A 20,065-nucleotide genomic window follows, 5' to 3' on the forward strand; every position below is an offset into this window, starting at 1 on the left:
GATTTTTATGGCTTTGACAAAATTACGACAGGAAATTGATGCGGCGGTACAGCGGCCGGTTTTCGACTTGTCCCGCGAGGAATTGGTGCAGGAGGCGCTGCGCAACGGCGAAGGCATTCTGGCCGCTAACGGAGCTTTGCGCGTAGCCACGGGCAAACGCACCGGCCGTTCTCCCAAGGATAAATTTTTTGTGGATGATGAAACGACTCATGACGAGCTGTGTTGGGAAAACAATCAGCCCTGCAGTCCGGAAACCTTCGAGCGCTTGTACCGCAAAATGCTGGCTTACGCCGCCGACCATAAAATGTATGTGACCGACGTCTATGCGGGAGCTGACGCGCGCTATCGCTTGCCGGTGCATTTTGTCAACGAGCTGGCCTGGCACCAGCTGTTTATTCGCAATCTGTTTATCAGCGACGAAGCAGTGCCCATGGACGCCGAAGGCTTTACGGTTATGTGTATGCCCGGAGTTTATGCCGACGCTGAGCAGGACGGCGTACACTCGGAGATGTTCGTTATCATCAACCTGAAGGAAAAGGTGGTGCTTATTGGCGGCGGCCAGTATGCTGGGGAAATGAAGAAGGGTATTTTTACGGTTATGAACTATCTGCTGCCTAAGCAGGACGTCTTTTCCATGCACTGCTCGGCCAACGTAGGCGAGAAGGGCGACACGGCGCTGTTTTTCGGACTCAGCGGTACGGGCAAGACGACGCTTTCTGCCGACGGTACCCGCGCTTTGGTGGGCGACGACGAGCATGGCTGGAGCAAGGACGGCGTTTTTAATATTGAAGGCGGCTGCTACGCCAAGTGCATTCATTTGAGCGAATATACGGAGCCGCAGATTTTCCGGGCTATTAAGGAAAATACTGTGCTGGAAAATGTGATTTTGGATGAAAACGGCCAGCCGGATTATGACGATATCGCTTTGACGGAAAATACTCGTGCGGCGTATCCGCTGCATTATATCGATAACGCTTTGCTGCCTAGCGTGGCGGCTCATCCTAAGACTATTGTATTCCTTACGGCCGACGCCTTCGGCGTGCTGCCGCCGGTGGCTAAGCTGTCGACGGAGCAGGCTATGTACCATTATCTTTCCGGTTATACCAGCAAGGTTGCGGGAACGGAGGATGGTATTGTAGAGCCGCAGGCTACCTTTTCCATCGGCTTCGGCGAGCCTTTCCTGCCGCTGCCGCCGCTGACCTACGCCAAAATGCTGGGCGAGCGGATTAACGAATACGGCGCGTCCGTTTATCTGGTTAATACGGGTTGGAGCGCAGGGCCTTATGGTAAGGGGCACCGCATACGGCTGCAATATACCCGCCGCCTAGTCAATGCCGTTTTGGACGGCGAGCTGGATAATGTGCAATGGGAAAGCTTTCCTGTATTCGGCTTTCAAATACCAACCTCTTGTCCGGATGTTCCGGCAGATATCTTAAATCCGCGCAACACCTGGGAGGATAAAGCAGCTTACGACGAGCAGCTGCACAGATTGGCGGCGCTGTTCGGCAAAAATGTGGCTAAGTTTCACGGCCTGATTACTGACGATATTCTTTCGGCAGGACCAAAGGCTTAAAATTACTGCTGCCGGTTGCTTTTTGCTGCTTGTCATTCAAGTTAATATATGCTATAATCGTGGTTAACGAAAGCGGGCGCGCTTGCGGAAGCTTTCGTTAATTTTTTATAGCATAAACCTACTTAGCAAATAAGTATTTAAAGAAAGAGGCGTTAGTATGGATGTTAAGAAATTGGCCCAGCAGATTATTGATGGCAGAAGAATTACCAGGGAGGATGACGTCAGCATCTTCCTTACCTGTGATTTGCAGGAATTGTGCGAGGGCGCGGACCTTATCCGCAAGCATTTTTGCGGCGATAAGGTAGACCTGTGTACGATTATCAACGGCAAGAGCGGGCGCTGCGGTGAAAACTGCAAATACTGCGCTCAGTCGGCTCATAATAAAACGGGGATTGAAGAATATCCTTTCCTGTGCCAGTCGAAAATCGTCAACGAAGCTTTGGCTAACGAAAGCGAGGGCGTGGACCGTTTTGCCATCGTGACGGCAGGGCGCGGATTGAGCGGCGCTGATTTCGAGAAGGCCATTGCCGCCTACAAAGAGATGAAAGCCAAATGCAAGCTGTCGTTATGCGCTTCTCACGGCTTTTTGACGGCGGAACAGTTTCACCGACTGCACGAAGCGGGCGTGGAAAGCTATCACGAAAATATTGAAACATCGCGCCGTTTTTTCCCGCATATCTGCACTACGCATACCTATGACGATAAAATAGAGTCCATTAAGCTGGCGCAAAAGGAAGGCTTCTGCGTTTGCAGCGGCGGCATTATTGGGATGGGCGAAACCTGGGAGGACCGCTTGGATATGGCTTTAAGCCTAGCGGAGCTGGGAATCGAGTCCATTCCTATCAACGCATTAATGCCGATTAAGGGCACGCCGCTGGAAAATTTACCTACGCTTTCAGAGGACGATATTCTGCGTACCGTAGCCTTCTTCCGTTACATCAATCCTTTAGCTAATATCCGTCTGGCGGCAGGGCGTCGTTTGATGCATAACGATGGCGAGCGCGCTTTCCAGAGCGGCGCCAGCGCTACCATTACAGGCAATATGCTGACCACATCGGGCTCTACAATTGCCAGCGACAAGGAACTGCTGGTAAATTTAGGACGCGATATTGTACCCGTATATTTGCGTTGAAGCTACAAATGCACAATGTACCGTCAGGCTGCCGCGATACGGCAGCCTTTTTTTGACTTGTACAAAAAAATGTAATAGAGTATAATTATTGTGTATAAATATTATTTAAAGATCGTAAAAAGGGGGCCGTTAAACTGTGAAGCTGAATATCTTTAACAGAACGTATAAGGTGTCCTGGTTCAGCGTTATTGTTTTTGCCTTCTTTCTCCTGGTATCTTCCGTCAGCCTGCATATTGTGTGTGAAAAAATTTTGGAAAACTCGCATATTATGGGACAGGAGGTAGCGGCGCGCTTCGCCAGCCGGGAAACGTCCAAGATTAAAGCGCAAGAGCTTTTATTGCGCAGCGTGGCGCAAAGCATGGGCGATATGCTGCCTCTTAAAGCAAGCTGGACCGACGCGGAAATTGAACAGGCTCTGCGCCGGTTGACTGATTATATGAAAAGCAATACGGACGTTACCAGCTTTGATATGTGCGCAGTTATAGACGGGCGTTTGATTGGCAGCCGTCTGGACGAGCCTGATATCGACGTTAATCAGCTGAAATGGTATAAGGCGGCGCTGTCCAACGAGGGCAACGTGGCCTATACTAATCTTTACCGCTTTGGCCGAAGCAACGAATATGTGCTGACGATGGCTATTCGCCTGGATCACGGCAATGACGTGCTGGCGATGAACCTCTATCCGGAACAGCTTAATTCGCTGCTGGCAGAAAACAGGCTGCCGCGGCAAAGCTATTATTATTTGTGCGACCCCAACGGCAATATTATGTTTGCCATAAATGACCGCAATATGACCATCGAGGCGCAGCAGCCTTATGTGGACCATATCTTCGGCGAGCTGCGCAAGGGCGGCGACGGCTATATTATCGACTTAGAGGGAAATAAGCGCGGCGTTTATTATACGGTATCGGACCGCGGCTGGATTTCCATTGTAACGATTCCCTATGATTATCTTATGGGTGATTATCAGAATTTGCTGCAATGGTTCTTGCTGACGCTGGGCATTTTCTTTGTGATGGTGGTTATGCTGTCCCTGCGCGAATATTTGCTTAGCAAACAGATGCAGAATATTAACGAGGTCGTTCAGGTTATGAGCAAATCCTTCCTGGCGGTTTTCCGCGTTAACTTTCAGACGGGGCAGTACACTATGCTTAAAGCCAATATGGGCTTTGTGCTGGCCTCCGAAGGCAATTATGAGGATTTATTAAAGCAGATAGTTACTTATGTGGAGCCGGAAGCGGCCGCAGAATTTGCCGATACCTTTTCCCTGAAGAATATTAAAAATCTGGTGGAACATAGCATTTGCGAATTTGGCGGCGAATTTCGCCAGCGTTTCGGCAATGAATTTAAGTGGGTCAATGTGCGCCTGCTGCGCGACGAGATGCTGGGCAAGAACGAGGCCATCTTCTTCTTCCGCGAGGTGGATGCAGAAAAGCTGCGCGAGCTGGAGCATATGAAAGTGACGGAACGGGCGCTGAAAGTGGCGCGGGAAAATACTAAATCGCGCAATATGTTCTTTTCCGCTATGTCGCACGATATGCGCGCGCCTTTAAACGGCATTATCGGCATGGCGGAGCTGGCCGAGCTGCACAAGGACGACAGGGCCTTGGTCAGCGATTATGTGAGCAAGATAAAATCCTCCGGCAAGCAGCTTTTGACCTTGATTAACGATATTTTGGAAATGGCGCGGCTGGACGCCGGCAAGGTGGAGCATTTGCAGGAAACCTTTGATTTGGCGGCTGCGGTTAAGGAAATTGGCGGCATTTTTGCAGCTCAGTCCGAGATTGAGCAAAAATATTTTGAACAGCAGGTGCTGCTGGCAAAGGAAATGGTCAGCGGCGATTTGCAGGGCCTGCATCAGATTCTCAATAATATTTTGTCCAACGCCTTTAAGTATACCAAGGCTAATGGTAAAATCAGCTTTTTGGTGCGCCGGGAGGCGGGCGAAAAGCGTAATCGGGCTATGTATACCTTTATTGTAAAGGATACGGGCTGCGGTATGTCGGAAAAATTTCTGGAAAAAATTTATAATCCCTTTGAACGCGACAGCCGCTTTGGCGTGCCGAAGGTGGTGGGCACCGGCCTGGGCATGACCAGCGTTAAAAGCCTGGTGGAGCGTCTGGACGGAGCTATTCATATCACCAGCGAGGTGGATAAGGGAACCTGCGTCGTCGTGTCGCTGCCTTTTTTGCTGATCAAGCGGGAGCAGGCCGTTAAGCAAGCGCCGAAGCTGGCGGATTTTGCCGGCTGCCGCGTTTTGGTAGCCGAGGATAACGATATCAATATGGAAATTATCAGCGAGCTGCTGTCCATGAACGGGCTGGAGGTCATCGCTGCCGGCAACGGCAGGGAGGCGGGGGAAAAGTTCGCCGCCGCACCGGAGGGCAGCATCAGTATGGTGCTGATGGATATGCAGATGCCGGAAATGGGCGGCTGCGAGGCAGCGCGGGCGATTCGCCGGTTGCTGCGTGCCGATGCGGACAGCGTGCCTATTCTGGCGCTGACCGGCAGCAGCAGCAGCTACGATGTAGAGGCTGCCATGAAGTCCGGCATGAATAATTACATGGTTAAGCCGGTACAGATGAAGCTTTTGGCGCAAATGATGGAGGAATATATTCATAAATAGGAGCTGATACAATGAATTTGCAGGAATTGCCTCAATATATAAGTATTGATGTAGCAGGAAGCCTGGAGGACCGCTTTATGGGGAGCGAAGAGCTGTATGCGCGCTTTCTGCGCAAGCTGCTGGCTAGCGCTGATTTTGACGCTTTGCAGGAGCGGACAGCGGCAGGGGATTGGCAGGAGGCTTTGCGGCGGGCGCATAATTTAAAGGGCGTCTGCGCTAATCTTGGGTTGGCGGATTTGAGCGCGGCCTTTGCCGGACTGGTGCAGCTATTGCGCAGCGAAGGCTTTCAGCCGCGGCAGGCGCAGAGCCAATTGGCTGCTATCGTGCCGCAATGGGAAAAAACGCTGCGGTATATTGGGGAGCTGGAGTAAATGAAGCTGCCGCTTGCGGGCGGCGGCTTTTTCTTTCCTTAGTACGCGCAAAATTTTTTACAGCATTCTTTGCAACTTTGTCATATTTTCCGGCAGGAGTATGATTTGGCGGCGGAGAAATAAAATATTGTATTTTATTTTTACTATGAAAGCGATATAATAAGGTGTTGCTATGAACAAGATGGATAAATTACAGCAGGTATTATATGAGCGCCTGAACCGCCGTCCGGCAGGCATAGATAAGCTGGACAGGCTGTGGGAAGCGGCGGTGCTGCTGCCCTTGGTGCAGACCGATAAGGGCATAGCCGTGCTTTTTGAGGAACGGGCGCACAGTTTGCGGCGGCAGCCGGGAGAAATTTGCTTCCCCGGCGGTAAGGTGGAATGCAGCGACGCTAATTTTGCGGCGGCGGCAGTCCGCGAAACCTGCGAGGAGCTGGGTCTGCTGCCGCAGAGCATTACCCTATGCGGCGAGCTGGATTCGCTGGTTACGCATACCGGACCCATCATTCACCCGTTTGTGGGAGTGCTGGACGATATTTCTAAAATTACCTACAGCGCCAGCGAGGTGGAATGTATTTTTACCGTGCCTGTAAAGGAGCTGCTGGCTATAACGCCGAAGCGTTGCTCTATGGAGCTGGCGGATCACCCCGGCGAGGATTTCCCCTTTGACCTAGTGCCTAACAGAATGCGGGGCTGGCGTAAGCACAAGGAATATTACGTTTATTTTTATGAATATGAAGGCCGCGTAATCTGGGGATTGACGGCGCGGATATTGTACGCTTTTTTGCGGCGCAGCGGTAAGGAGCTGGCCGCCTTTGTAAGCGGTGAAGAAAGATGAGGGGCAGGCTTGTATGAGAAGATTGTTTTCTATTAAAATTTTAGGCTTGGTGGCTGTGGTATGCGCCTTGGCCTATTTATTATTCGGTTATTTAAATCCGGAAAAGGGCCTGGATAATTTAGAGCCCAAGGAACGACTGAATATGAAAAAGAATATTGTCGTTTTAGGCGTGGACGAGCGTGCTGAAGAACATGACGTTGGCCGCAGCGATACCTTGTTTGTGGTGATGTTCGATACCAATAAAAAGGCCGCCTCGCTGCTGTCCATTCCCCGCGATACCCGCGTGCCTATTCAGGGGCATGGCTGGGATAAAATTAACCATGCCTACGCTTACGGCGGCCGCGAGCTGACGCAGAAAACGGTGGAGGAGCTTTTGGGCTTGAAAATCAATAATTATGTGATGGTTGATTTCAACGGCTTCCAAGGCTTAGTGGACGCTATCGGCGGCGTGGATATAGATGTAGAAAACGATATGTATTATTACGACGATTGGGACGGCTTTAAGATCGACCTGAAAAAAGGGCGGCAGCATTTGGACGGCAAGACCGCTATTCAGTATGTGCGTTACCGCGACGAGGAGGGGGACATCGGCCGTATCCGCCGCCAGCAGCACTTCCTTCTGGCCGTATATGATAAAATAACCTCTGCCAATATGCTGCTGCATATTCCCGGCTTGGCGCAGCAGCTGACCAGCATGGTTAAGACGGATTTACCCTTGAGCGATATGGTGGATTTGGGCAGGGCGCTGCACGCAATGGTTAAAAGCCAGGGCCTGGCTATGGCGACTGTTCCGGGAACGCCCAAATATATTGACGGCATCAGCTACTGGCTGCCGGATATTACGGATTTGCGCGAGCAGATGGTAAAAATGCAGGGCGCGGAAATGACCGAAAGGTATCGTTCCGCAGCCGAGCTTATGGAAAAGCAGTATCAGGAGGCTGTGGCTAAGGCAGAAGGCGGCGACGACAGCGGCGAAAATAAGGAAGCCGTAAAGGAAGAAAAGGAGCAGCAGCAGTCTAAGGAGAAGAAAGATAGAAAGAAGCTTAAACAGGCTAAGGAAAACTCGGAGAAAAAGCAGGCTGCTAAGGACGAAAAGGGTAAGAAGGCTGATAAGGCTGCTTCCGAGGTTAAGCGCGACGGTACTGTGGTGCGGTTGGTAAACTGCAGCGGCAGTAAAACCGCCGGAGCAGAGGCTTTGGCGCGGCTGCGTGACGCCGGCTTCACGGTTATCAATGGCGGCAGCGGCGAGCTTTTGGCTGAAACAACCGTAATTTCCACTACTAATAACGGCGCCGTAGTAGGGCGTTTGTCCAATGTTCCCTTTAAGCACAGGCTGCGCATTAGCCGCGACGGAGCGGCTGATTGCGACGGCGTGGTTATGCTGGGCGCTGATTACAAATAATTTTACGGCGCGTTGTAAATATAAAAATGCTAAAATATCTTCCAGCACGTCGTTCGTTCTTAATATATGGACAAGAAAATGTTAGAAAAATTACAAAAAAGTGCTTGCATTTTGTATACAAATTTGCTATACTAAGAGCATCAAAACAGCCCCTCATTTGGCCCTTCTTCGTAAGGGCTTTTTTTTTTGCTATTTTTCCTGTGCAGCTTTTTTATATAATAAAAGACAGGCAGATGAGTAGCGATAAAATGTGGTAATAATATTCAGATTATGGTACAATATAATATAATATGGAATAAGTGCGGATAAATTACAGAATCTAAGACTAATATATTTTGCAGGAGGCTATTATGCACGATGAAATACACGTTATAGTAGACAGTATAGCAATTGCGGGAGAAACGCCGCTGAAGGACGACCCTCGCTGCCATGTGCTGCGGCTTATCGCCCGCCACGGGGATTTGGAGTGGCTGGACGGTGACCGCTCTTTGGCAGAAATGTTCGCTATGGTGGAAAAAAGCGGTAAACTGCCGGGAACCTCGCAGCCGCCCATCGGGACCATGTTGGAAATGTTTACCGAATTGAGCCGGGCTGGCAAAAAGATTATTATGCTGACGGTGGACAGCGTTTTAAGCGGAACCTATCAAACCGCTTGCGTAGCCGCTAAGCAGGTTATGGAAGAAATTAAGGGCGCGGACATCCGCATTATCGACAGCAAAACCGCGGCCTGCCCCATAAGCGGTATCGCTATGGAGGCGCTGGCTCATGCCGATAAGGGCGCTGGCATCGACGAGCTGGAAGCAATGGCCCGCTCCATGGTAGAACGCACGGAAACGTATTTCAGCGTCAACACTTTGGATTATTTGCAGAAGGGCGGACGCATTGGCGCCGTAGGCGCTTTGCTTGGCAGCATTTTTGGCATTCGTCCCATTGTGCATTTGGATAAAGAAGGGCGGCTGGAGGTCGCCGATAAATGCCGTACCCGCAAAAAGGTGCTGAAGCGTATGATAGAATTGGCCGCTTCCCAAGCGCCGCTGGAGGCTATATTTGTGGCCCATGCGGAGGCTGAAGAAGACGCGGTTTATTTAAAACAGCAGATGCAGGAGCTGTTCCCCGGCCTGCCGGTTTTGCTGACAGGCATCGGCACGGTTTTGGCTGCTCATCTCGGCCCCGGCGTTATCGGACTTTTCGTGCGCCGCAGGGCTTAAAGGAAAGGTGTGGAAAGAATGGAGGAAATGAAGGTTATCACCGGCAAGCAGATAAAGGATATGCTGCTGGGAGCCTATCACAGCTTTGAAAAAAATTTTGAAGCGATTAACGATTTGAATGTTTTCCCGGTGCCGGACGGCGATACGGGTACGAATATGATGCATACCATGGCTTCTGTGGCGAAGGCTATCAGCGCCATGAGCGATACGGCAGAGGCTGGCGAGATCGGCGCGGCTGCCGCCCGCAGCGCTATTATGGGCGCGCGCGGCAATTCCGGCGTCATTTTATCCCAGCTGCTGCGCGGCATCGGTAAGGGCGTGGCCGGTAAAAAAACGCTTAATAATACGGAAATCGGCAAAGCCTTCCAGTTTGGCATCTTGTACGCCTACCGCAGCGTATCCAAGCCGGTGGAGGGAACTATCCTGACGGTGGCTCGCGGTATGGCAAAGGGCGCTTACCATGCGGTTCGCGGCAAAAACGTCAGTCTGGAAGACGTGCTGCTGGAAGCCATCCGCACAGGCAAGGAGGAGCTGGCAAAAACGCCGGAAATGCTGCCTGCTTTAAAAGCTGCGGGCGTAGTGGACGCCGGCGGCCAGGGATTGATAGTTTTCTTTGAGGGCTGCTTGGCAGGACTGCGCGGCCATGACTGCGAGGTGCTGCAAATTGCGCCTAAGGCAGCGGCAGGCGTAACTATTAAAGGAGAGCCTTTGGATTTGGAATATCCGTACTGTACGGAATTTATCGTCAAGGGCGCCAGCGTAGATAAAAAAACGGTCAGCGATGCTTTGCAGGGCTTCGGCAATTCTATGATTGTGGCCGTGGTGGAGGATATCGTTAAGGTGCATATCCACACCAAGCATCCCGGAGACGCTTTGAATACGGCCCAAGAGTGGGGCACGCTGCACGATATTAAAATAGAAAATATGCGCGACCAGCATGAAAACCGCTTGTTTACTGCGGAGGATATTAAGCCGGTTAAGCATGGCGTAGGCGTGCTGACCGTAGCGCCCGGCGAAGGATTGGCGAAGATTATGCATGAAATGGGCGCGGCTGAAATCATCAGCGGCGGCCAGAGCATGAACCCGCCGGTGGAAGATTTTGTACAGGCTATTGAAAACGGCGTTTGCGAGCAGTATATTATTCTGCCGAACAATAAAAATATTATTTTGGCTGCCGAGCAGGTACGCAAGCTCATGGGAGCGTCCAAGGTTTCCTTTGTGCCCAGCACTAATGTGGCGCAGGGCCTGGCGGCGCTGCTGCATTTTGACTCTACCCGCAGCTTGGATGAAAACACAGTCATTATGACTAAGGAGACTAAGGAGGCCGCCAGCGGCAGCGTGACCGTAGCCGTGCGCAACAGCGTGGTTAACGGGCTTGAGGTGCATGAGGGCGAATACCTTGGCATTTTAAACGATAAGCTTGTCTGCACAGGCGCCAGCATTGAAGCGGTGCTGGAGCAAATGCTGCGCGAGGGGGATTATGAGCTTATCAGCATGTATTACGGTGCAGATTTAAGCGAAGCGGAAGCAGGGCAATTAGCGGATAAGCTTCAGAATATGAATGAGGACTGGGAAGTGGAAACATTTTACGGGGGACAGCCTTTATATCCCCTGCTTTTAGCAATGGAGTGATGTAAAATGCTTACTAGTCAGGAATTGACGAATATGCTGCGCGAGCACGGCTATAAGGTGACTCCGCAGCGCTTGGCTGTGTACGAGGCGCTGGCGGACGAAATTTGGCACCCCAATGCCGAAATGCTGTATAAAAAATTACAGCCTAAATTTCCGGCCATGAGCTTTGCCACAGTATATAAGTCGATTGAAATTTTGCATACTATCAATGTTATCAAAGTGCTGAATATTGGCGAGGACAGCTACCGTTACGACGCTAATATTACGGAGCATTGCCATTTGCATTGCCTGCAGTGCGGCAGAGTGGAGGACGCTATGCCCGACGGCGCGGCAGCGGATAATTTGACGCGGCTGGTAAAAGCAAGCAGCGGTTATGCAATAAATACGCGGCAATTTTTCTTCTACGGCCTGTGCCCGGAATGCCGCAGGGTGCATTGATGAATATATTTTGTGCAAGTGTACTGACTGCGCGTGGCTTTCAGTACACTTTTTCTTTTCGTAGCATGATTTTTACCAAAACGCCACAATAATTTTATGAAATTTTGTTATAATATAGGCGTTATAGCGATAGGAGTGCACCGGATTGTCTAAGGATTTTCAAGTAGTAATGCTGGCCAGCGGCAGCAAGGGGAACGCCGCTCTCATCAGTACGGACAGCCAGCGCTTTTTAGTGGACGTAGGCGTCAGCTGCCGCGAGCTGGTTAAGCGTATGCGGGAAGCGGGGGCCGGACCTGAGCAGCTGGACGGGGTCTTTTTAACTCATGAGCATATCGACCATGTCAAGGGCTTGGCGACCTTCGCTAAAAAATATCGGGTGCCGCTTTATGCCAGCGAAGGCACCTGGCGCGCCCTTTGGCAGAAATATCCGGCCCTGGCGCGCGATAACTGCCGTCTGACGGGGGCCAGCATGCTGTGCGGCGATGTGCGGGTGGACTGTTTTGCTATTCCTCACGATGCTGCGGAGCCTCAGGGCTACAGCTTCACCTGGCGCAGCGGTGGCTGTAAATGCACCTATGTTACCGATACCGGCTATATTACGCCGGTAGTACGCGAGGCGGTCTGCGGCAGCGACGTGCTGGTTTTGGAGGCTAATCACGATGTGGAGATGCTCAAAACCGGCAGCTATCCCTATGATTTGAAACAGCGCATTTTAGGTATGCGGGGGCATTTGGCCAATGTGACGGCGGCGCAGCTGCTTTTGCATTTGCCGCGGCTGCCCAGGCATGTAATCCTGGCGCATTTAAGCGAACAGAATAACCGTCCGCAGTTAGCGCTATCCACGGTGCAGAATGCTTTGGACAGCAAAAAGCGGCTGCCGGAAACGCAGCTTTTCGTAGCGGCGCAGAATAGCATTGTGTCGGACTTTCCCCTGCAGCAGCTATGCATCTTTTAAGCTCGCTGAAATATACGAGAATATGATTTAAGGAGTGAATAATATGCAAAAGAGTTTATGGAAAAAGACCGCCAATATTTTAGTTTGCGGTCTGTTGGGCGCAGCCGTTTTGGTGGCTGGCTGCGGCGATAATAAAACCTCCGCAGCTGACAGCAAGCCGCAGACTAAACAGGAGCAGCAGCTGAGCGCCGCCCGCAATACGCCGATAGTAACGGCGGCTAAAAAGGTAGGTCCGGCGGTTGTGGGCATCACCAATAAGGCCTATGTGCGCGATTTCTTCAACAGAGTGAAGCTGACGGAGCGCGGCACAGGCAGCGGCGTTATTTACGATAAGGCCGGTTATATTGCCACTAATAATCATGTGGTGGAGGGCGCTTCGGAAATTATCGTCAGCCTGTCCGACGGCCGTACCGTTAAGGGCAAGGTTTTGGGCGCTGACGCTGTGACCGATTTAGCCGTAGTTAAGATTAACGCCGATAATCTGACCGTCGCTGAATTTGGCGACAGCGATACCTTGCAGGTAGGCGAGCCTGCTATCGCTATCGGCAATCCGCTGGGCTTGGAGTTTCGCGGCAGCGTTACCGCGGGCGTTATCAGCGCTTTGAACCGCAGCATTGAAATCGGCGAGCGTAAATTTAATCTGATTCAGACGGACGCGGCTATTAACCCCGGCAACAGCGGCGGCGCGTTGGTCAATGCCGACGGCGAGGTAGTAGGCATCAACAGCGCTAAGATTGCCGTCAGCGGCGTAGAAGGCATTGGTTTTGCCATTCCGGTAAACACGGCCAAGCCGATTTTGCAGGAACTGGCAGACCGCGGCCGTGTTGCCAGACCGTATCTGGGCGCTTCTTTGATGGATAAGGATATTGCCGCCCGCTACGGCTTTGAAATCGACCTGCACGGCGGTATCTTCCTGGTTAAGGTTGTGCCTAACAGCCCTGCGGCTAAGGCCGATATCCGCGCTGGGGATATTATTTTGAACTTTAACGGCAGCAAGGTGTCCACGGCTTTAGAGCTGCGCAGTAAGCTGTCCGAATGCAAGGTAGGCCAGAGCGTGGATGTTTTGATTATGCGTAACGGCGATACCCAGACTAAGACAGTGGTATTGGAGGAAGTGCCGGAGGAGTACGCTAATTGAAGATAACCGTTGCCTGCGTGGGGAAGATTAAAGAAAAATATCTTACAGCCGGTATCGTGGAGTTTACTAAAAGGCTGACGCCTTTCTGTAAGCTGGAAACGATTGCTATCAGCGAGGAGCGTATGCCCGAGAACCCGGCGCCTGCGGAAAAGCAGCAGGTGCTGGAGCGAGAAACGCAGCGCTTGCTGGCCGTCGTTCCGCAAAATTCCTATGTGATTTTGCTGGACGTAGTTGGTAAGCCGCTTTCCTCGCCGGAGCTGGCGGCAAAGATGGATAGTCTGGCGCTGGCTGGGCACAGCCATCTGACCTTTGTCATCGGCGGGGCCTTCGGATATACGGACGCTTTGCGGCGGCGCGCAGATATGTCGCTGAGCTTTTCCAAAATGACCTTCACACATCAAATGATACGTCTGCTTTTGCTGGAGCAGATTTACCGGGCCTTTAAAATCAGCCGCGGGGAAAAGTATCATTGGTAATTCCGTCACATTATTTCCTTTGTAAACTCCATGTAAAGTGTGCTATAATAAATCATCATGCTTTAGGTGGAGTTTTTCTATGCGCAGAAAAGTTTTGTTTGGTATTGATTATACGGACAGCGAATTTATTAAGCTGGCGCTGTATCTTTTTGTGGGCGGCACGGCGGCTTTGGTAGAGTGGGCGCTATTTTATCTGCTGCTGCATTATCTGCTGAACGGGCTGGGCATGAGCCTGACGGCGCTGACCATGACCTCCACGGCTATGGCGTTTTGCTTATCCACTCTGTACCATTATTTTTTGGGAAACGTATTGGTTTTTGACAGCGGCAGCCGCTATAACCGCGGCAAGGAATTAAGCCTGGTCTTTCTCGTAAGCGTTATGGGCTTAGGCTTTAATTTGCTGCTGATGTATATTTTCGTTAGCTGGCTGGGGTGGGAGCCCATGCTTTCCAAGGTGCTCACCAGCTGTATCGTAGTTGTGTGGAACTACCTTTCGCGTAAAAAGTGGATTTTTAGGAGCTGAACATGTCGCTAACTTATACTGACGTTACAAAATTTAAAAAGGTCGTGCTGGTTTATAACCGCAATTCCGGCAAGCAGCTTTTTGCCAGTATGATGGCTAAGGTGAACGAGGTCTTTAAGCTGCTCAAGGAGCTGGTGGGCTTTAAAAATGTAGAAATGTGCGAGATTAAGTATTTCGACCAGCTGCCGGAAATTGCGCAGAAAATTGTCGATGAGCAGGCCGATTGGGTAATTATTGCGGGGGGCGACGGCACTATCCGCGCGTTAATCGAGCAGCTGGCCAACCGTCGTTATGCGCCCTATATCAGCGTGTTCCCGGCAGGTACGGTGAATTTGGTGGCGAAGGAGCTGCTGGTCAGCGGCGACCCCGGCAAATGGCTAAAGCGCGTAGCTAAAGGCATTGAGGTGCCTGTTTATTTGGGCCGAGCTAACGGGCACATTTTTTTGACGGTTACGGGCATAGGCTTCGATTCCCTGGTGGTGGACAGCGTTTCCGAAAAGGAAAAGAAGCTGCTGAATAAGCTGGCCTATGTATGGCAGGGCACGGAGCTGATGCGCAAGGAGCTGCTTTTCAATAACTGGCGCTACCGCTTTGAGGTGCGATTTGACGACGAAGCGGAATGGCACGAGGCTTCGTCGGTTATAGTCGGCAAGAGCCGTTATTATGCCGGCCGTTATAATTTGTTTACTGGGGCGTCGCTTTCTTCGCCCATGCTGCACGTGGCTTTATTCACGGGCTGCACGCGCGGCGATTTTATTCGTTATGCCGCGTGCATCGCTATGGAAGCGCTGAATTTGGACAGTGATATTATTATCCGCAAAGCGCGCAAGCTGGAAATTCGCTGCAACGCGGAAAATTTTGCGGCGGAGCTGGACGGCGACGCTGTGACCTGCGCGCCGCTGAGCATTGTGATGGAGGATGCGCCGATTAAATTTTTGGCCTGACCGGACTGTAAGGTGAAGGAAATGGGAAGCTTGGGAGTTAAGGGCGCGGTGCTGCTGTTTTTGGCGGCGGCAGGCGCTGTCGAGGGTTACTTGGCTTACGGTAATTTTACGGGAGCCGACCCGTTCCCCTATAATGAATTTTATTTTCAGATTTTTGACCATCTGCTGCGGGACAGCCTGCTGGCGGCTATCGTGTGGCTGCTGTACTACCGCCGCGGCCGCTTGCCCGACCGTATCAGGCGTTATTTCCCCGTAATTGTCGTGGGGCTTTTGTATTTGGGCGCGGCGTTCTTTATGGTGCGCCAGCTCAGCCTGGACAAGGGGCTGCAGACGACGCTGAGCATTTTGGCCGGGTTGAATAATAACGTGCTGGTGCTGCTGGTAACGGCTATGTGCTACCATAAATGGCCCAATCTGCTTATGAAAATAATTTACTTCGCCGTGTATTTGTTTTCGGCTCTGGCGATTGTTTTCGACGCTTTTTACTTTTGGCAGACCTCTATGCACGTGGAAAGCGTGCTCTTTCAAAATCTCAATATTTATGCGGCTCAGGGCGTGCTGGCAACCATGAGCAATACGCTGATTGCCGCTATTATCGGCGCGGTGGCGCTGATACTTTTATTGTTCCGCGTGTCGCCGCCGGGCAGGCGCAAGCCTAATTTCGCTTGGTCGCTGCTGTGCGTGGCTATGTTTTCCATCGTGCTCAATCTAACCGACCGCCTGCTGGGCGCAGTAGGTATGTACGGCGTGGAAACGGTTATCGGCATGTATGTGGAAATAGAAAACGAAAAAACGCGCATGAGCTACCGCAATATGCTGTCGGTGCCCATCAACGTCAATTTTATCGGCAAGGCGCTTTTTGATACGGATAAAATCGCGGGAGCTCAGCACGTGGAAATGCGCGAGCTGACGGATAAGGATAAGGCTCTGCTGGCACAGCTGGGCATTCCCGTGCCCAAAGCGCAGGTGCCGCAGATTCCGGCACAGTACGACAGGGTGGTGCTGCTGATTTTGGAATCCATGCACCGCGATTATATCAATTATTACAACGGTAATATTCCCGAAAAGGCTACGCCCTTTTTAAACAGCTTGATTATCCGCTATCCTCATCTTAACAAATATTATTCTTCGGCGGTGCCGACGACCCAGGGCCTGAACGCTACCTTTCGTTCCCATTTGATTATGGATAAGGACGTGCCGGGCAAGGATACGCCGTCCCTGTTTCGCTGCGTGCAGGCACATGGGATGCGCGGCATTTTCATGAATGCTTCCAGCCAGTATTATGCCAACGAGCTGCGGGAATATCCGGAGCAGTTCGGCATGCAGGAATATTACGCCAAGGAATATTTGGAAAAGCAGGGCTATACTGGGGCCAGCGGCTGGGGCTATCATAACGACGTAATGTACGAGGAAACCCTGCGTATGCTGGAGCGGCGGAAAAACGAGCGCCTGCTTATGGTAACGAAAACACTGGATATGCACCAGCCCTATCCCTATACGGGCTACAGCTGGAGCGAAATGCCCGAGGGCGTGCGCGACAATCCTTTCGTAACTGTACGCGGCGTTTATTGGGTGGATAAAACGCTGGAGCATTTCTTCCGCGAGGCGGAAAAACGCGGGCTGATGGACAACAGGACGCTGTTCATCATTACCAGCGACCACAATCCGCACAGCGGCGGCGAGTACACCAAGCTGGTGACGAAGGCCGACGATAAGCAGAGCATTGCGCCTATTCCTTTGATTTTTATAAGTAAAAATCTTAAGCCGCTGGACGCTTTGCGCAACAGCGAATATGCTTCGCAAATTGATTTGGCGCCGACGCTGCTGTATCTTTTGGGAATTCCCGTGCCGGAAAAATTTATGGGCCGCAACTTGCTGCAGCCTGCTGAATTGCCTTACGCATTGGGCTATTTCGGCGGCAAGGCCTTTTACTGGTCCAGCGAGCGCCATTTCGTAGACCAGATGGATAAGCCGGTGCCGGACAGCGAATATGAGGACGCTTTAAGCAATTACATCATTCATTATTACGGTTTATGGCATCAGTGAACGGCCGCTGATAAAAGTATTATGTATACACTGCCGGCAGAGCTACACTTCTGCCGGTATTTATTTTATAATTAGTAATCATAGAATTCTTTATTTTAATGGAGGGGTATTTATGTTTTTGATTATTGGTGCGCTTGTTGTTTTAGGCGTTATCTGGCTGCTGCTGAAACGCCATGAATCCCGCATGGTTTTAATTGCGGCAGGCATTTTAATGTGTATTATTGCCGGTAAACCCATGGCTTCCCTGGACGCTTTTGCTAAAAGCATGACGAACGCCGGTCTGATTACTTCCGTTTGCTCCTGCATGGGCTTTGCCTGGTGCATGAAGTACACGGGTTGCGACAAGCATTTGGTTGTAGCTATCGGCAAGGTGCTGAAAAAGCTTGGTTTTTTGCTGATTCCCGGCGCTACGCTGGCTACCTTTGTGGTTAATATCGCTATTCCCAGCGCCGCAGGCTGCAGCGCTGCCGTTGGCGTTATCTTCATTCCTATTATGATGGCTGCCGGTATTCACCCGGCTATGGCTGCCGCCGCCGTTAAGTCCGGGACTTACGGCAGTATGCTGAACCCCGGCCTAGTGCATAACGGCGTTATCGCCAAACTGGCGGGTGTGCAGATTACCGACGTTATCGGCAATCATATGCTGGCTACCGTAGTTGGCGTACTTATTGCCGCCGCTGTGCTGACGGTCATCGCCGTTGTTTTGAAGGAAAATAAAGGCTATGTTCCGGCTGAAGGCGCTGTGATTGACGATGAAGGCTTTGCCATCAATCCTCTGTATGCTTTGATGCCCTTGATGCCCGTTATCATTCTGCTGCTGGGCAGCACCAATACCGTGCCGGTATTGAAAATGGGCGTGCCCCATGCAATGGTTATCGGCGCTATTCTGTCCTTGGCAGTTACCCGTAAGAATCCCGTGGAGCTGACGAAAAGTTTCTTCAATGGTATGGGCGACGCTTACGCCAACATTATCGGTATTATTATTTCCGTAGGCGTATTTGTAGCCGGTCTGAACGCTTTGGGCCTTATCAAGGCTTTGATTGCATGGATGCTGAATTCCACCGGCATCGTAAAGATTGCCGCAACTTTCGGCCCCTTCCTGCTGGCGCTGATTTCCGGTTCCGGCGACGCCGCTACCGTAGCTTTTAACGAAGCCGTAACGCCGCACGCTGTAGAGTTTGGCATTTCTACTATGAATATGGGCTCTATCGCTGCTTTGGGCGGCACTCTGGGCCGTACTATTTCTCCTATCGCAGGCGCAACCATCATCTGCGCAGGTATTGCCGGCGTAGACCCCATGGAGGTTTGCAAACGCAATGCGCTGGGTATTGTGGCTGCGTTGGTTGCAGGCATGGTGCTGCTGCTCTTCTAAAAAATAGTTTCATTATTATAATAAACAAAAAATTAACGCTCCGGTAACTGCGCAGACAGTACCGGAGCGTTTGACTTTATTTAGCGGCGGCAATTACGCGGATCAGGGCGTCGATATTGGCGCTGCATCCATGATGCTTGCAGGCGTTTAACCGGTGTGCGCTTGAAAGCGAGAGAGCGGGGCGCAGGTTTAACCCTCTCACTTATATAATGGCAAAAAAAGCCGTTTTATTTAACCTGCGCCGGAAAAAATTTTTTATAAGTTTTTTTGCTGGTCGGGTTAAATAAATTGCCCAAAACAGCCATTAGTAAAGTGAAAGTCTTTTTTTCTTGCCTTTTTCTTTACTGGGTTTCTTTTTCCGTTCTTTTTTCTGGCAGCTTTTCAAACAATCGCTTAGCGATTGTTCCTTGTACTTAAAGTGTAGTACTGATATAATGTATATAAGACATCATGTACTGATGCATAGAAAAGGAGTCATAACGATGAGCGACAAAGTATTTACCATAGAAAATATTATAGCTGTGGTCAAGCCGATTGCTACAAAATACGGAGTTCAAAGAATCTATTTATTTGGCTCCTATGCCAGAGGAGAGGCTTCTGTGAGCAGCGATTTGGACTTTTTAGTATTTGGCGGAGAAAATTTTAAGCTTACAATGATTTTTGCCTTTGCTGAAGAATTACGTGAAGCTTTACAAAAAGATGTTGATGTTTTTGAAATCAATGAGATAAACAAGGGTAGTGAGTTTTATAATACGATTATGAAAGAGAGACTGCTGGTAGCATGAAATATTCAGATAAGCAGCGTATTCAAAAAATATATGACTTAGCAGTAAAATTAAATGAGTATATTGCTGCTCATGAAATAACAAAGGAAGCTTTATTGACAGATATAGCTCTGCAATGGTTGGTTACAACTCCCTTATATAATATTGGCGAACATGTTTATAATTTGTCCAGTGAATATAAAGCGAAGCATAATGACATTGTGTGGGGCATGATAGCAGGACTTCGGCATCGTTTGGTACATGATTATGATGGAACGAACTGGAATATCATTGCTGATGTCGTTCTTTGCGATTTACCTGTTTTTATTAAACAGTTGGAAAAACTGATATAATTTTATGTTCGTTGAAAAAGTGATGCAGCTTAATAAAGCAGCCTGATAAATAATAAAATAAAAACTAAAACTCGATGACGAACTTCTCTACTAAAAAAGGAAGCGGTCATCGAGTTTTTTGCTTTATTGGATTTGTGCCTTGAATATGACGGAATTCCGTACTGTACTACATTGGCGCTCGATATGCCTATTATAAACAGTTTCCAATAAAGCTGGGCGAGAAGAATAACATTTCAGTAGCAAGACGCAGAAACAAAAGCAAAATACCAGCCAA

Annotated in this window: 18 protein-coding genes; all 18 read left to right on the forward strand. The window is 50.4% G+C overall.

The window, feature by feature from the left end; all coding sequences use genetic code 11:
• Positions 1 to 7 precede the first annotated feature (7 nt).
• The 18 genes from pckA (at position 8) to QZ105_RS01340 (ending at position 19,791) form a co-directional block, all read left to right on the forward strand.
• On the forward strand, positions 8 to 1,573 hold the full coding sequence (gene pckA, locus QZ105_RS01255) for a phosphoenolpyruvate carboxykinase (ATP) (protein WP_293728032.1): 1,566 nt from the start codon (positions 8 to 10) through the stop codon (positions 1,571 to 1,573).
• A gap of 157 nt (positions 1,574 to 1,730) precedes the next feature.
• On the forward strand, positions 1,731 to 2,705 hold the full coding sequence (gene bioB / locus QZ105_RS01260; protein ID WP_293728033.1) for a biotin synthase BioB: 975 nt from the start codon (positions 1,731 to 1,733) through the stop codon (positions 2,703 to 2,705).
• A 136-nt stretch (positions 2,706 to 2,841) separates the two neighbouring features.
• Entirely contained in the window at positions 2,842 to 5,331 is a 2,490-nt protein-coding gene (locus QZ105_RS01265; protein WP_293728034.1) for an ATP-binding protein, read from the forward strand.
• An 11-nt stretch (positions 5,332 to 5,342) separates the two neighbouring features.
• Entirely contained in the window at positions 5,343 to 5,702 is a 360-nt protein-coding gene (locus tag QZ105_RS01270) for an Hpt domain-containing protein (protein WP_293728035.1), read from the forward strand.
• A gap of 172 nt (positions 5,703 to 5,874) precedes the next feature.
• Positions 5,875 to 6,540: a CoA pyrophosphatase gene (locus tag QZ105_RS01275; protein WP_293728036.1), complete on the forward strand. Its 666-nt coding sequence runs from the start codon at positions 5,875 to 5,877 to the stop codon at positions 6,538 to 6,540.
• Positions 6,541 to 6,553: 13 nt separating this feature from the next.
• A complete protein-coding gene (locus tag QZ105_RS01280; RefSeq protein ID WP_293728037.1) occupies positions 6,554 to 7,942 on the forward strand; it encodes an LCP family protein in 1,389 nt (462 codons plus the stop codon).
• Positions 7,943 to 8,292: 350 nt separating this feature from the next.
• Positions 8,293 to 9,150 (forward strand): DegV family protein, encoded by an 858-nt coding sequence (locus tag QZ105_RS01285; protein WP_293728038.1) that lies wholly within the window; start codon positions 8,293 to 8,295, stop codon positions 9,148 to 9,150.
• Positions 9,151 to 9,168: 18 nt separating this feature from the next.
• Complete coding sequence (locus tag QZ105_RS01290) at positions 9,169 to 10,782, forward strand: DAK2 domain-containing protein (protein ID WP_293728039.1); 1,614 nt, start codon at positions 9,169 to 9,171, stop codon at positions 10,780 to 10,782.
• A gap of 6 nt (positions 10,783 to 10,788) precedes the next feature.
• A complete protein-coding gene (locus tag QZ105_RS01295; protein WP_293728040.1) occupies positions 10,789 to 11,220 on the forward strand; it encodes a Fur family transcriptional regulator in 432 nt (143 codons plus the stop codon).
• Positions 11,221 to 11,365: 145 nt separating this feature from the next.
• A complete protein-coding gene (locus tag QZ105_RS01300) occupies positions 11,366 to 12,175 on the forward strand; it encodes an MBL fold metallo-hydrolase (RefSeq protein WP_293728041.1) in 810 nt (269 codons plus the stop codon).
• A 43-nt stretch (positions 12,176 to 12,218) separates the two neighbouring features.
• Complete coding sequence (locus QZ105_RS01305) at positions 12,219 to 13,313, forward strand: trypsin-like peptidase domain-containing protein (protein ID WP_293728042.1); 1,095 nt, start codon at positions 12,219 to 12,221, stop codon at positions 13,311 to 13,313.
• The gene (rlmH, locus tag QZ105_RS01310) at positions 13,310 to 13,789 is read left to right on the forward strand and encodes a 23S rRNA (pseudouridine(1915)-N(3))-methyltransferase RlmH (RefSeq protein ID WP_293728043.1); all 480 of its coding nucleotides are present in this window, start codon (positions 13,310 to 13,312) and stop codon (positions 13,787 to 13,789) included. Before QZ105_RS01305 ends, rlmH begins: the two co-directional genes overlap by 4 nt.
• Before the next feature lie 79 nt (positions 13,790 to 13,868).
• Positions 13,869 to 14,312 carry a GtrA family protein gene (locus QZ105_RS01315; protein ID WP_293728044.1) on the forward strand — a complete coding sequence of 148 codons (444 nt, stop codon included), beginning with the start codon at positions 13,869 to 13,871 and terminating at the stop codon, positions 14,310 to 14,312.
• Positions 14,313 to 14,314: 2 nt separating this feature from the next.
• A complete protein-coding gene (locus QZ105_RS01320) occupies positions 14,315 to 15,256 on the forward strand; it encodes a diacylglycerol kinase family protein (RefSeq protein WP_293728045.1) in 942 nt (313 codons plus the stop codon).
• 21 nt (positions 15,257 to 15,277) lie between these two features.
• Positions 15,278 to 17,302: an LTA synthase family protein gene (locus QZ105_RS01325; RefSeq protein WP_293728046.1), complete on the forward strand. Its 2,025-nt coding sequence runs from the start codon at positions 15,278 to 15,280 to the stop codon at positions 17,300 to 17,302.
• 112 nt (positions 17,303 to 17,414) lie between these two features.
• Positions 17,415 to 18,674, forward strand: a complete 1,260-nt coding sequence (gene dcuC, locus QZ105_RS01330) for a C4-dicarboxylate transporter DcuC (RefSeq protein ID WP_293728047.1) — start codon at positions 17,415 to 17,417, stop codon at positions 18,672 to 18,674.
• A 482-nt stretch (positions 18,675 to 19,156) separates the two neighbouring features.
• Positions 19,157 to 19,459, forward strand: coding sequence for a nucleotidyltransferase family protein (locus tag QZ105_RS01335; RefSeq protein WP_293728048.1), 303 nt, complete (start codon positions 19,157 to 19,159; stop codon positions 19,457 to 19,459).
• Complete coding sequence (locus QZ105_RS01340; protein WP_293728049.1) at positions 19,456 to 19,791, forward strand: HepT-like ribonuclease domain-containing protein; 336 nt, start codon at positions 19,456 to 19,458, stop codon at positions 19,789 to 19,791. The genes QZ105_RS01335 and QZ105_RS01340 overlap by 4 nt, the downstream gene beginning before the upstream one ends.
• The last annotated feature ends 274 nt before the right edge of the window (positions 19,792 to 20,065 follow it).

The organism is uncultured Phascolarctobacterium sp. (genome assembly GCF_905212365.1).
Classification (GTDB): Bacteria; Bacillota; Negativicutes; order Acidaminococcales; family Acidaminococcaceae; genus Phascolarctobacterium_A.

Excerpts from the sequence above, each read along its gene's own strand:
- pckA (WP_293728032.1), top strand. The coding sequence starts at position 8 with ATGGCTTTGACAAAATTACGACAGGAAATTGATGCGGCGGTACAGCGG.
- bioB (WP_293728033.1), top strand. The coding sequence starts at position 1,731 with ATGGATGTTAAGAAATTGGCCCAGCAGATTATTGATGGCAGAAGAATT.
- QZ105_RS01270 (WP_293728035.1), top strand. The coding sequence starts at position 5,343 with ATGAATTTGCAGGAATTGCCTCAATATATAAGTATTGATGTAGCAGGA.
- QZ105_RS01275 (WP_293728036.1), top strand. The coding sequence starts at position 5,875 with ATGAACAAGATGGATAAATTACAGCAGGTATTATATGAGCGCCTGAAC.
- QZ105_RS01280 (WP_293728037.1), top strand. The coding sequence starts at position 6,554 with ATGAGAAGATTGTTTTCTATTAAAATTTTAGGCTTGGTGGCTGTGGTA.
- QZ105_RS01285 (WP_293728038.1), top strand. The coding sequence starts at position 8,293 with ATGCACGATGAAATACACGTTATAGTAGACAGTATAGCAATTGCGGGA.
- QZ105_RS01290 (WP_293728039.1), top strand. The coding sequence starts at position 9,169 with ATGGAGGAAATGAAGGTTATCACCGGCAAGCAGATAAAGGATATGCTG.
- QZ105_RS01295 (WP_293728040.1), top strand. The coding sequence starts at position 10,789 with ATGCTTACTAGTCAGGAATTGACGAATATGCTGCGCGAGCACGGCTAT.
- QZ105_RS01305 (WP_293728042.1), top strand. The coding sequence starts at position 12,219 with ATGCAAAAGAGTTTATGGAAAAAGACCGCCAATATTTTAGTTTGCGGT.
- QZ105_RS01315 (WP_293728044.1), top strand. The coding sequence starts at position 13,869 with ATGCGCAGAAAAGTTTTGTTTGGTATTGATTATACGGACAGCGAATTT.
- QZ105_RS01320 (WP_293728045.1), top strand. The coding sequence starts at position 14,315 with ATGTCGCTAACTTATACTGACGTTACAAAATTTAAAAAGGTCGTGCTG.
- QZ105_RS01325 (WP_293728046.1), top strand. The coding sequence starts at position 15,278 with ATGGGAAGCTTGGGAGTTAAGGGCGCGGTGCTGCTGTTTTTGGCGGCG.
- dcuC (WP_293728047.1), top strand. The coding sequence starts at position 17,415 with ATGTTTTTGATTATTGGTGCGCTTGTTGTTTTAGGCGTTATCTGGCTG.
- QZ105_RS01335 (WP_293728048.1), top strand. The coding sequence starts at position 19,157 with ATGAGCGACAAAGTATTTACCATAGAAAATATTATAGCTGTGGTCAAG.
- QZ105_RS01340 (WP_293728049.1), top strand. The coding sequence starts at position 19,456 with ATGAAATATTCAGATAAGCAGCGTATTCAAAAAATATATGACTTAGCA.